This is a genomic window from Blautia sp. MB18-30, from assembly GCF_023669475.1.
In the GTDB taxonomy this organism is placed as follows: Bacteria; Bacillota; Clostridia; order Lachnospirales; family Lachnospiraceae; genus Blautia_A; species Blautia_A fusiformis.
The window spans coordinates 1-13,018 of record NZ_JAMOYY010000011.1; the positions used below are offsets into that span (position 1 = coordinate 1).

The following is a 13,018-nucleotide window of genomic DNA, read 5'->3' on the forward strand; positions in this document are numbered from 1 at the left end:
CGCCAATATTTATAGTTGTACCAAAGCCTTTATAAATACTAAAATAACCGGATAATTTCCCATTCAGAAAACCACCCGGTTATGTAGCATTTTCATGCTAAGCAATTTCTTTCTCGTCCAGAGCTTTGACTTCTTCTACTGTCAGTTTTGCTATTTCTGCAATTTCTTCATATGACAATTTTTTTAATTTCAACAAACGCTCTGCTACTTCTATCAATTCTTCTTTTCGCATTTCTTCCATCGCTTTGCACATAGTCGCAACTCCTTTCTCATCTTCTTTGAAATATCGGACTCGATCTGCCAAGATTTTATATTTCATATCCTTGGCATCGGTACAGGAAAAATCATGCATCAACATTCCTAATGCGGATTCGTCTTTAATTTGTGAGTTCACATATATAATATGTGATTCATCGCCAAATAATTCGCCTGTTTCTTTTACCGTTCTGTCAATATGATAGATTGGTAATCCCGCTTTCATTATATCATTTTCTGTAATAAAAATAACATAGGATTCACACAAATTTTCATATTTTTCACCAGGCTCTGTCACATTTGCGTCGATAAGGCTGCTGTTATATCTTGCTCTTTTCACTCCGGCACCCTTATCACTTCTTTGTATCTCGATATTGTACACTCTGTTATTCGCATCAACAGCCAAGATGTCCAGTCTTACCGAACGTCCCTGCAAATTCTTAATATCCTGCTGTCCGTTCACTCGCAATACTTTCAAATCTGTCCTGTTTAAAATAATTTGAAGCAAAAATTCTGTACACGCTTTATCCTCAAATACTTTTTGCATGAAATCATCGTCCAACAATCTCAGTCCCCTCAGACGCTGTAAATCTTCTTCATGCTTCCGGTCAAAATCTAATTCTTTTGTAGTATTCTCTGCCATAGTATCACCTCTTTCTTTTTCCGTATCTTCCTTTTCTTCCGTTTGTTTATAACAGATTAACATAGTTTCTTCTCCTATACAAGCTCCATGTTTTTACTAATCCAACTTCAATAACTCAATAATCTCCATCGCATGTGCAATCCCTAATAAATACATCTGCAACCGTTTCCAACAGTTTATATCGTCTTCCACTAAACAAAATTTCGCCAAAGCTTCTGTCTCTGCATAATTCAAATCCAATGCTTTCGTGACCCCATTGCTGTCGGTAATCATATTTAAGAATGGATATTCATCCAGTAATGCATGGTCTTCTCTCTGCAACTCAATAAATTGTGGCGATTCCTGCAGCAATCTTTCACATTCATTTTCAAGATAATCTACAAACATTCCCATTAAAGGCGGTAAGTGATAAATATCAAAATCACTGATTTTCATGTTTTATCACTCCAATCTTTTTCATATATTCATAACAATGGATATGTCCGTACAAATAATGGTACAAGCGTTCTTTGTTCTCTATTTTATCTCTGACTTGCAAATACTCCAATACTGCCTGATGTTCCTGCTCTGATATTCTAACTTCACCGTTATCATCTAATAATTTTTCTATAACTGGATACTGGTTCAGCAATTCTTTTCTCTTTGCGCAGAAAGTCTGATATTCCTCGTGTTCTGCAAGTAATTCCTGAACCGTATCTCTGTCTACTTTTTCCAATAGAATTCCCAACCACTCAGGTAAAACAATATCGTTTTCTGAAAATAATGATTTCATGCTCTACTTCCTCCTGTTCTTTTTTGCTAACTATAACAAGTTTCTCAGGAGAAAACGACTGTGCGATTTTCACATTCAATCTGCCAGAAACTCTCTGGCAGACTGAATCCCTTTTACCGCTCACGCTCTTTTTCCTTTTGTTCCGGTTCTATCTCCACTCCTTCTCCATCGTCCAACAGCACCTGGTCTTTCTTATCCATATCCAGAAGTACGTTTAATTCTCCAAGCCTTGCTACCTTTTCTGCCAGTTCTTCTTCCTGTGGAAACTCTTTCTGTGCTTCCTCTTTGGCATTTTCCAACTGTACCTTGAGGTTTTCTAACTCGTCCTGCCACCGTAACATCTTGTCAGGCAGTTCCTGAATCTTATTATCCAGACGGGTAATATTACCATGAATATCTGAACCAAGCGGTACATGATATACTTGTTTTCCATACATGGAAATGATAAATACCTTTTGAAAAGAATCATAAGATAGTTTCATTGGGAAGCCACGATACCTTCCAAGCAGCACCGCTTCTGCTGACTTCATTGCTTTACAGGCTTCTATGATTGCCTGTCCTGCCTCTTTCTTTTCTGTATATACAACATCATGAATCTGCATCGCCGGAAAGGTCTCCCGGTCTGGCGGCGTATTTTCCTTTGCCAATGCAATATCTGATTCGTAATCCGCAATCCGTTGTTCGCACTGTTTGATTTCATTTGGGAAATATCGCACTGCTTTATCTTCCATTTCATACTTCTGGCTGAGAAAACTCTGTTTCAATAACTGAAGCTTTGATACCTGAATATCCAAATCCATCTTCTCTTTTATATACGGATTTCCAACTGCTAAGGCTTTGATTTCTGCATAAGACAGTGCCACTTCATCAATATCCTCCACTGACCTTGCCGGACTTTTACTGGTCATGATTTGAGAGATGAATTTCTGCTTATTCTCTATAATCTGATATAGATAAGCATCGAAAGTTCCTTCTGTAACGTAACGGACAATATCTACTTTCGGATTTTTGTTTCCCTGCCGGACGGTTCGTCCTGCTCTCTGCTCCAAGTCTCTCGGACGCCATGGACAGTCCAGGTCATGGCTTGCAATAATCAAATCCTGCACATTCGTACCGGCTCCCATTTTAAAAGTGCTGCCCATTAAAATACGGACAGCACCTCTTCTTACTTTTGAAAATAATTCTTTTTTTCGTACTTCGGTATTAGCATCATGAATAAATGCAATCTCCTCCGGCGGAATCCCTTTGGCAATCAACTTATCCCTTACATCGTTATAAACACTGAAACTTCCATCTGTTTTCGGGGTAGATAAATCACAAAATACCAACTGCGTCAATCTCTTTTCCTGCTCATGCTCCCAGAAGTTATAGACTTCCTCTACACACGCATTGACTTTACTCTCTGGATAATCCGGTAACAATTCATTCATCATTCGCTGATCCAGAGCCAGTTTTCTTCCGTCATTGGTAATCAGCAGCATGTTATCTTCAGTGGCATTGACCATTCCATCCCTTACACGCTCCGCACGTTCTCCCAGTTCTGCAACCATGTCACGCTGCATTTCACTTGGTTTTACAGATACAACCCGGTACTCTACTTCCGGTACTGGAAGATTCAACATGTCAGCGGTCTGAATATCTGCCACCTCCCGAAACATCTGCATAAGCTCCGGAAGATTATAAAACTTTGCGAATCTCGTTTTTAGACGGTAGCCTGTCCCTTCCGGGGCAAGCTCGATTGCTGTCACTGTTTCTCCGAAAGTTGATGCCCATGCGTCAAAATGCTGTAGGTTATGCTCCACCAATGTATGATGCTGCAAGTATCTCTGCATGGTATATAGTTCCACCATACTGTTGCTGACTGGTGTTCCTGTAGCGAATACCACACCTTTTCCTCCAGTCAGTTCGTCAAGGTACTGGCATTTCATAAACATATCAGAGGACTTCAACGCTTCTGTCTGGGCAATGCCTGCTACATTTCTCATTTTCGTATATAGATACAAATTCTTGTATCCATCCGCTTCATCAACAAATAAGCGGTCAATTCCCAATTCTTCAAAGTTGATCACCTGGTCTTTTTTACTCTGGTCATTCAGTTTTTCCAGTCGCACAAGCAATGACTTCTTCGTCTTTTCCAACTGCTTGATTGTAAATTTGTTTCCATTCCTTGCTTTTTCCTCTGTAATTCCCTGCACAAGTTCCTCAATCTGACTGCGGATTGTCCTTTGCTGACGTTCAATGCTCAATGGAATACGTTCAAACTGACTATGCCCGATAATTACCGCATCTATATCACTGGTAGCAATTCTGGCACAGAATCTTTTTCGGTTTTTGGTTTCAAAGTCTTTCTTGGTTGCCACCAGTAAATTTGCTGCCGGATAAAGCTGTAACCACTCGGCTGCAAACTGTTCAATGATGTGGTTCGGTACAACAACCATGGACTTGTGACAAAGTCCCAGTCGTTTACTCTCCATTGCAGCCGCAACCATCGTATACGTCTTTCCTGCTCCAACTACATAGGCAAGCAGCGTGTTCCCGCCGTACAGGATTCTTGCAACACCATTTTTCTGATGTTCCCGTAGCCGGATTTCCGGATTCATTCCATAAAAGTTCAGATGACTTCCATCATATTCCCTTGGTCGGATTGCATTGAAATTTTCATTGTAATAATCAGTAAGTCTCTGCCTGCGCTCCGGTTCTTTCCAAATCCAATCCTGAAATGCCTGCTTGATCAGATCTTGTTTTCCCTGTGCTATGGCAGTTTCTTTCTTATTTAGAACAGCTTTTTTCTTTCCGTCATCGTCCTCCACATAATCGTAAATCCGAACGTCTCTTAGATTCAAGGTATCTTCAATAATCCGATACGCACTGACTCTTGTTGTTCCATAGGTATTGTTTGCCTTTACATTCCCCTTATCCAGACTTCTTCCCTCTACCTGCCATTCTCCCGTATATTTAGAAAAATGTACTTTTATTTTCCACTGCATATAATTGGGCGTATTCAATAACTGGAACATAAAATCTTCAACATCACTCTCCGGAAGCCACGTTGTCCCCAGTCGGATATTGATTTCTGAAGCACTTAAATCCTTTGGCTGTACTTTTTGCAAAGCAGTTGCATTGACCTGATACCTTACATCTGCCTGTGCCGCAAGTTCTGCCACTTTCAACTTCTCTCTTACATTCCCTGACAAATATTCGTCTTCGGAAACATACTTTGGATTCTCTGTATCACTTTCCGGTAAACGAAAAACAACGCCGGACAACTCCTGTTCCAGTTCTTCTTCTGTTTTCCCGGTCAGTTTCGCCATGAAAGGCATATCCACTTTTGCTTTTTCTGCAAGAGAAATTGACAATGCTTCACTGGCAGTATCCACACTGTTCACTACCTTATGTGCTTTGATTGTCCGCTTAGAAAACATATCCGCTTTCCGTTCCAGTGTTCCGTCTTCTGCAAGAATCTCCAGTGAACTCAGCAATGGATAACTATTATCGTCTGCAAATACACGCATATTGGCACGATCATTTAACAGTCCGTATTTACTGCGGAAGAGATCATACAGACGGTTTAATTCCTTCTGTTGTCCTTCGATTACTGCATCAGAATATCCTTCTGTCTGATACCGGATCAGTTCTCTTGCACAATCCCGGATTGCAATCATACCTTTCACACGATTTACTCCAGTCACCGGAAGTGTTACCGGCTTCATACGACTGTTTTCCCGATAGTAAATCTTTCCATCTACCAATGTGTAAGAATAATTGCTCACCGATGGATCTGCAGGAATCGTATGGTCTTCTTCCTCCACCAGTTCTTCCATTTCTACTTCTTCAATCGTACCCTTTAACGCTTCAACTGCAACTGAAAGAAGTTCTGACAGTTCTCTGCCCTCATACGGTCTGCAAGTACTTCTCATGCCATACGGACCGGATTCCATAACCATTTCTCCCAGTATCATTTCCGGGTGCTGTACATAATAGCGGTTCTGTTCAATGCCGTTGTCATCATAATCCAGATATACCCAGTCCGGTTCCTCCAGTGTCATATGGTCACGCTTCTGAAGGAATAAAATATCCGATGTTACTTTCGTTCCTGCGTTTTTGGTAAAGGTATCATTCGGCAGACGGATTGCACCGATCAGCTCTGCTCTCTGTGCCAGGTATCTTCTGACATATGGATTCTTCTTATCCATGGTTCCTGATGAAGTAATAAATGCAATCACACCGCCCGGTCTTACCTTGTCCAATGTTTTCGCAAAGAAATAATCGTGAATGAAGAAATTGTACCTGTCATATCTGCTGTCAAATACTTTAAACTCCCCAAACGGTACATTGCCGATTGCAACATCGAAAAAACTGTCTGGAAGATTTACTTTCTCATAACCCTCAACCGCTATCTTGGATTTCTGATAAAGTTGTGCAGCAATTCTTCCTGAAACAGAATCCAATTCCACACCATACATCTTACAGTCCGAAAGAGATTCTGGTTTCATACCGATAAAGTTACCGACACCACAACTTGGTTCCAGAATATTTCCACTCTTTAGTCCCATGTTTTCCAGTGCCTGATACATACTCTTGATTACAATCGGCGGAGTATAGAACGCTGTCAGCGTTGATTCTCTTGCAGATTCGTATTCTTCTTCACTTAATACAGTCTGCAATTCCAGATACTCGGCTGCCCATGCGGATTTCTTTGGATCAAATGCATCTGAAAGACCGCCCCAACCAACATATTTTGCCAGCATTTCCTGTTCTTCCGGTGTTGCATAACGATGTTCGTTTTCACATTTCTTCAGAAGTTGAATCGCTGCAATATTTGCCCTGAACTTTTCTTTGGCTGAGCCATACTCCGGCACTTCCTCCATAATCTGATACTGATGTCTGTTCTGCCCGGAAACTTCCGGATACAAATCGTAGCTCTGCGCTTTCTTTGCAGGTTCGCCCTGTTCCCAGGAAGGGGCTAATTCCAAAGTATTTTCTTCTTCGGCTGGTAATTCGCCTGCTTCCAATTCCGCTGCTTCCTGTACCGGAACATATCCCTGTTTCTCGATTGTCTGGAACCACTCATGTGCAAATAGATTCAGTTCTTCTTCCAGCTCCTCATTATATCCGTCATCGCCATAAACTTCATCGTATCTTTGTAATGCGTCCTGCTGATAAGTTCTTGCCTGAAGCGTTTTCCTGTCATTATCATAAGCAAATTCCATATCCGGATCTGCCATGGCATCTCCATTCTGCTCATAGTAATGAGAGATTGCAATAAAGTTGTCACCAACCTGCTCAATCGTAAGGGGCATGAAGCCTGCTCCTGCCTCAAAGGTTTTGGAATCCACTTCTCCCCGTAAAACTTCGCCTGCCATCTTCATCACAAACTGATAATTCTGCTCCGGAATACTCAGCTCTGTCTCTGTTTCTTCTGATGGAACATCTGTCGGCTGTGCCTCTTTTTCTTCTTCGGCTGGTAATTCCGGCAATGGCCGTTTGATTTTCAAATGGTCATTTGCCGGATTCTCACATATCTTACGGTCAAATTCTTCTCTGGATAGTTCTTCGCTAAAAATCGGATATTGCTGATCCCGAAGTACCACTCTCTCTGCTGACAGGAACTCAACTTCATAATCTTTCATTCCTATCGTAACAACAGTATCCTCAGAAATGTCATAATCTGCCGATTCGTTTTCCGATTCTGTTACAGCTCTGTCTGATATTAATTGTTGCTCAGATTCTTCCTGCAAAGGTCTTCCTCTGGCAATTTTTCTTTTTTCATACTCTGGAAATTCTTTCTGTTCCTGCTCTGAAAGATACCTTCCAACAGCAATAAGTTCTCCAACTCTTTTTACGACTACGTTCCATTTCAGTAAAATTTCTGGTGAATCTACTTCATATCCTTTCCGTAGTTTTATTCCTTTACTGTCATAGTTTTCATCAAGTTTTATTCCATTTATATTTAATGTTCTTCCACCTATGCCATATGCACCCTGCAAGAATTTCACATTTTCTGATGTGCTATGTTCCTGTTTAAGATAAGAATAGATATCGTATTTTCCATCTGCAAAATGCGGACCGTCTTGAAGAACCTCATCAATCAATTCCTGTGAAAAAGAAAAAGCAGGGGATTTTTCCTCTGCCTTCTCTTCTAATATTTGAAGTTGTTCTTCCTCACTTGGAAGTATGTCACTACTCCTATTATTTTCTTCTAATTCTCCAGGATTTCGTTCCTCACGATTTCCTGCGCTCTCTGCCGGATATTGTTCATTCTCCCGATCCACTCCATCTGATCTCTGGCTTTCAGTTCTTCTGTCACGCCCTCGTTCTCTGCCATCTGCTGAATAAGTGTCTCCATTCTGTTCTGTGCTTCTTTCTCCGTCTGAATCAGATGCTGGTTCAATGTTCCCGCTGTCAGAAGATTCAGATACATTCCGTACCGATTCTTCATCAGATATTGTTTTCGGAGATATGCGTACTTCCCAAGGTGAACTTCCTCGCCCTCTGGAATTGTAAGATTCGGCAGGAGATAATCTCCCTGTCTGCTGTATGTGATTGCTGCCATTGTCCTGTCCCCTTTCTGTTGCGATTTCCTGTTTGTTATCCACATTATAATCTGTTGTTTTCTGTTCAACAAATGTGCGTTGCTTCCGTTCCTGTATCTTTAACTTTCGTATTGTGTCCGCAACTTCTCCTAATGCCATTTCTGACATATCACTCGCAGCCACGCCAAAGAGATTGACTAACTCCTTTGTATGAAAGTCCCGAATATTTTGAAAGTCCCTTGTCTCCAGATAAATGTCCGGTTCAATTCCACAACGCAAAAAAAGCATATAAGAAATGCTGTTTGCAAGCAGTTGTTTCATTTTCAACCGGATATTAAACTCATCAATTTCTTCTAACGGACTATCCTTTGTCGCAAGTAGGATATCCGGAAGATAATCTCCAATGTTATCCTCTGCAATATTCAGAGACGCTTCCAGAATCACCATCGCAAACTCTTTTCTGTCTCCGTCCGTCACGCCAAATGTATTTACCAAGGCTTCTTTTACTGGTTCCTGTTGTTCTTCTGCCACACTCCACAAAGAGACCGGACGCACCAGACGCTTATACTTTCCTTCTCTGGTATCGGATACATCAAAATAATATTTTAACTTTAATCTATCGGAACTCTTATCAAATACAGCAATTCCTTTAGAATCTCGTTTTACCCACCGTCCAAACTTTTCATTCCATTTTTCCATAGGAAGTACTGCGGTTGCTTCTGGACGCTGCACATGAATCAAAAGCTGTTCATCAAATGGCAATCGGTAATTTTTACTGGCTGACTGAAGAAAGGCTATCCACTTTTCCGGTGACTCTGTCACTTCCTGCGTTGCTTCCTCATACAGTTTTGTAATGACATCAAATTTCTTTACCACGTACCTTCCTCCTATCGTTCTCTTTCTTTTTGTCTGATTGGATATTTTTCTAAAAACTCCTGCACTGTCCGGCACCCCTTATCTTTATATTTCCAGTCCGTTTTCGCTTCCAGGTCAAGATAACCATTCGCTGGTATTTTTAACCGTTCGCGTGTAAGAACCGAACCCAAATGATTCGCTAAAATGCCTTTTGCAATCTGGACTGGTTCCCACGTTTCATCATCATATCTGACTTCATATAAATATAACCCTTTCGGAACTGTCTCCTGATCCAAACGCATATCGTTAAATAATGCAGGTTTTCCAAACAAACGGATTTCCGTATAATACTCATTCATAACATCATATCTCATACTGCTCCACCTCCCAAAAAAGTAATCACTTTATTGGCTTTGATTGCTTTCTGCAAATCATTGATCATTCCAATCTCTGCAACCGTAATCCCTTGAATTTCCAAAATCTCGTCCAAGGTCATTGCAGAAATATCTTTTTCCTCTGTAATTCCTGCTTCAAATATCTTATTGATAACTTTTACCGCTTTCTGGTTCACTACCATTCTTTTGTCCTCCTTGCCTGTTTCGCTATGTAAGAGGGTGGTATTTCACCACCCTGTAATCCTTATTCGTCCTCGCTTTCTTCTTTCTTTTCTTCAATCGCCAGTGGTGCTTTCTTCTTTTTTCTTGCATGGATAGCCACTCCACCAACGCCCATTGCAGACAATGCAGCAATGGCTAGCCACAATCCTGCTTTTGCGGTGTCTCCTGTTTTTGGAGGATTGCTTGTCTTTGTAGTAGTACCCGGTGTCTCTGGGGTTGGTGTTTCCGGTACTTCTTTGATGGTTACGGTCTGTCCTTCATCGTTGATATCCTTATGCTCTGTTACCTTTTTCGGTTCTTCCGGATTTGTCATATCATACAGTTCTTCAAAAGTTACAAGCTGCTTTCCTCCAAGAGTGCTGCCGTCGAAAGTAAACTCAACCTGCACTTCCATGTTTTCCTTATCAGCAATAAATTCATAATCATTGGTAACTTCTTTGCCATCAATAATCAGCTTTGCATTTTCTGCCTTAACCATCTGCCAACCAGACAATTTATACTTTGTACCGATTTCCAATCCATCTAAAGTAACTGTATCTACAATCGTCAGATCTTTTCCGGCTTCGATTTCTTTCTTACCGTTCTTATCAGTTGCTGTGGTATGAATCGAAATCTTTCGCTCTGTAATCAGGACCGTCTGTCCTTCATCGTCAATGTCCTTATGCTCTGCAACTTTTACAGGTTCTTCCGGATTCTTCAGGTCATATAATTCTTCAAATGTAACCAGATTCTGTCCGCCAAGTTCTGATGCATCGAACGTATAAGAAATCTCTACTTTCATTTTCTCGCTGTCAGCAACAAAAGTATAATCACTTTCCACACGCTTTCCATCAATGAGCAGTTCAGCATTTTCCTCTTTCAGCATCTGCCAGCCTTTTAACTGGTACTTTCTTCCTTCTTCCAGACCGTCCAGAGTAACTGTATCCACAATCGTTACTTTCTTTCCTGCAACAATTATCTTTTCGCCCGTTTTCTTGTCTGTTGCGGTTGTATGAATGCTAATCTCTTTCTCATACTCATCGGTCAGTGTTCCAAGGTCGATTTTCACTTTATTTCTGCTGACAACAACTTCAAATGCAGGGATCAGCTTCATGCCTTTATTGGATTCACAAGATAATTCCTCAATCTCATAAGTATCATAAAGCAATGCACCTTTGCTATCGTCCGGCTCAGAAGTTCCGAACCAGATACCGTCCTCACTGGATTTTCCTGCATTTGTATTTTTCTTATGAGACGCCCAATCGGAAGCGGTTGAAAACTGACCATTTTTATCTGTCACTACGATATGGCTCTCTCCGGTTGTTTTACTCGTAATCTTAAAAGGAACATTCGCAAGTCTCTTATGTGTACCTGCTCCAATCTTTACGCCTTCCAGATCTCCACGTTTAATCTGGTTGTAAATGGAATGACTTTCGTCTGTTAAATCCACGATTTTTCCATTTTCTGTAATCGAAAATTCAATCGCTTTTGCCCCGTCAGTCAGATAACCTTCCGGTGCTTTGGTTTCTTCCATTTTGTATTTACCATACGGAAGTAAATCTGCCGTCGTTGTTGCAATTCCGTCAATTCCTGTCTGAATCATCTTAACTGTCTCATTCTTCTTGTACAGTTTTCCTTCTACCAGAACCGGATTCTCGTTCAGTGAAATAATTGCAAATGCTGCATCTTTTAATGTGGCACTTCCCTGTGCTTTGGTGTCTTTTGTCTCCAAATCACGTTTCTGAATCTTCACACCACCTCGGATTACCTGATCTGATACGGAATACTGGTTGCTTCCGGAAAGGACTGCAAGCTCTCCGTCCTCTGTAATCTGTGTCAGATACATTCCTTTTATCTGCTCTGTGCTGTCCCCTGCCTGCATATAAGCTCCGTCCAGTAAATATCCGTCCGGTGCTTTTGTCTCCTCAACAGTCAGTGTTCCAAGTGGTAATACGCTTTTTTCATTCTGAATGTAAAATGCATCTCCCGATACTTTGTAAGCATCTGACAGTTTTGTCACATAATGAATACTTCCGTCACTGCTCTTTTCTGCCACCGTTTTTGTAACCCAGGTACGTGTTGCTTTCTCTGGTAAGTTATCTTTTGTATAAAATCCGTCATAATAATGCCAGGTAAATTCTGCTCCTGTCAGTGCTGCATTACCCTGTGCGGTTGCTTTTCCTGTCTCCATATCAATCTTAAACAGGTCTACCAGTGTCTCTGTCACTTTCGGAACATCGGAAACATTTAATACGGCTGTTTTTCCGGCTTCAACCTTCAGACTGTGTACTGTCGTATCCAGCTTATATCCCTTCGGTGCAGAAAGCTCTTTGATGTAAACATTCCCTGCAGTCACTTCAACCTCATTTGTCTCACCATTCTCATTTGTTGTAAGTGTTCCAATCTGATTGCTGCAATTCTGGTCTGAGAATATGCCAAAGGTTGCTCCGGCAATGGAATACATCGCATTTCCATTTGTGACAATCTCATTTGCGGTTGTCTTTTTTACTTTTGCATTTCCGACATTCAGTTCTGCCCAAAACTGTCCGAGATCCTGTCCCTCTCCAGTATAGATATATCCTCCACATTTATACCGACCTTTGTTCGCCTGTACAAATGCTCTCGCTCCTGCATACACTTCATTCTGAATATCCTGTGAAATCTCAGAATATGCAGCTCTGACATTATCACACTGCCAGCCTAAATACTCACTCAATCTCTGCCATACCACACACTGTTCCAACAGATATCCCTGATTCGCATTCAGGTTGCTGTGACTGCCCCTATACTGCTTTACATACTCCAGTGACAATGCCACATCTTCGATCTGTGCAGCACTCATACTGGACCTCGCATCGTGCCTGGTTTTATACCCATTTTTAAATCCGGTGTTAATATCTACACAATAGGCGGTTTCGCCCTCTACTCGCATGTGACCTTCATTGAATGTAGAATGAATGGTTCCATCATTCATCACATGTTCAATATATCCGACTCTCTCTGAGGATTCCGTCCAATACTGTGTTTCCGCTGCCTGAACCGATGTGATCGGTAATGCAGTTAAAATCGTGGTCAGGGCAAGAATCCCTGTACACACTCGTTTCCATATATTCTTCATTTTCTACAATTCCTTTCTTTTCAATCAAAAAAGACGTCCGTCTGGAACGTCTGCTGTTGCTTTATGCTGTTTGTTCCCTGCTGTCATGCAGGGTGTGGGAATCTCTGACCTTCCGAAAGAGAAGATGTTCCCGGCTCCTTATTGTCTTTTCGGCTGGTAATCTGCTGGTAAACCAAAGGGGTAGGGTGTGGGGAGGGGAAACAGAAAAAGACTGATTTCTCATTGACCGCCAACGGATAGACTTCT

General features: G+C 41.3%; 8 protein-coding genes. All 8 read right to left on the reverse strand.

Features of this window, described 5'->3' with window-relative positions:
• Positions 1 to 97: 97 nt before the first annotated feature.
• The gene (locus tag NCY57_RS06800) at positions 98 to 898 is read right to left on the reverse strand and encodes an Rpn family recombination-promoting nuclease/putative transposase (RefSeq protein WP_173739917.1); all 801 of its coding nucleotides are present in this window, start codon (positions 896 to 898) and stop codon (positions 98 to 100) included.
• 96 nt (positions 899 to 994) lie between these two features.
• Positions 995 to 1,333 carry a hypothetical protein gene (locus NCY57_RS06805; protein ID WP_173739900.1) on the reverse strand — a complete coding sequence of 113 codons (339 nt, stop codon included), beginning with the start codon at positions 1,331 to 1,333 and terminating at the stop codon, positions 995 to 997.
• Complete coding sequence (locus tag NCY57_RS06810; RefSeq protein ID WP_173739899.1) at positions 1,320 to 1,670, reverse strand: DUF6664 family protein; 351 nt, start codon at positions 1,668 to 1,670, stop codon at positions 1,320 to 1,322. The genes NCY57_RS06805 and NCY57_RS06810 overlap by 14 nt, the downstream gene beginning before the upstream one ends.
• A gap of 113 nt (positions 1,671 to 1,783) precedes the next feature.
• The gene (locus tag NCY57_RS06815) at positions 1,784 to 7,300 is read right to left on the reverse strand and encodes a DUF6908 domain-containing protein (RefSeq protein ID WP_420314165.1); all 5,517 of its coding nucleotides are present in this window, start codon (positions 7,298 to 7,300) and stop codon (positions 1,784 to 1,786) included.
• 569 nt (positions 7,301 to 7,869) lie between these two features.
• The gene (locus NCY57_RS17015) at positions 7,870 to 8,268 is read right to left on the reverse strand and encodes a TnpV protein (RefSeq protein WP_334303671.1); all 399 of its coding nucleotides are present in this window, start codon (positions 8,266 to 8,268) and stop codon (positions 7,870 to 7,872) included.
• Between the two features lie 822 nt (positions 8,269 to 9,090).
• On the reverse strand, positions 9,091 to 9,432 hold the full coding sequence (locus tag NCY57_RS06825) for an LPD28 domain-containing protein (RefSeq protein ID WP_005340070.1): 342 nt from the start codon (positions 9,430 to 9,432) through the stop codon (positions 9,091 to 9,093).
• Positions 9,429 to 9,635, reverse strand: a complete 207-nt coding sequence (locus tag NCY57_RS06830; RefSeq protein WP_129900414.1) for a hypothetical protein — start codon at positions 9,633 to 9,635, stop codon at positions 9,429 to 9,431. The genes NCY57_RS06825 and NCY57_RS06830 overlap by 4 nt, the downstream gene beginning before the upstream one ends.
• A gap of 62 nt (positions 9,636 to 9,697) precedes the next feature.
• A complete protein-coding gene (locus tag NCY57_RS06835) occupies positions 9,698 to 12,772 on the reverse strand; it encodes a VaFE repeat-containing surface-anchored protein (protein WP_250789578.1) in 3,075 nt (1,024 codons plus the stop codon).
• Between the last annotated feature and the right edge of the window lie 246 nt (positions 12,773 to 13,018).

Bases quoted from the DNA above. Each gene is read 5' to 3' on its own strand.
- NCY57_RS06805 (WP_173739900.1), bottom strand. From the start codon at position 1,333: ATGAAAATCAGTGATTTTGATATTTATCACTTACCGCCTTTAATGGGA.
- NCY57_RS06835 (WP_250789578.1), bottom strand. From the start codon at position 12,772: ATGAAGAATATATGGAAACGAGTGTGTACAGGGATTCTTGCCCTGACC.
- NCY57_RS06830 (WP_129900414.1), bottom strand. From the start codon at position 9,635: ATGGTAGTGAACCAGAAAGCGGTAAAAGTTATCAATAAGATATTTGAA.
- NCY57_RS06800 (WP_173739917.1), bottom strand. From the start codon at position 898: ATGGCAGAGAATACTACAAAAGAATTAGATTTTGACCGGAAGCATGAA.
- NCY57_RS06810 (WP_173739899.1), bottom strand. From the start codon at position 1,670: ATGAAATCATTATTTTCAGAAAACGATATTGTTTTACCTGAGTGGTTG.
- NCY57_RS17015 (WP_334303671.1), bottom strand. From the start codon at position 8,268: ATGTGGATAACAAACAGGAAATCGCAACAGAAAGGGGACAGGACAATG.
- NCY57_RS06825 (WP_005340070.1), bottom strand. From the start codon at position 9,432: ATGAGATATGATGTTATGAATGAGTATTATACGGAAATCCGTTTGTTT.
- NCY57_RS06815 (WP_420314165.1), bottom strand. From the start codon at position 7,300: ATGAAAGATTATGAAGTTGAGTTCCTGTCAGCAGAGAGAGTGGTACTT.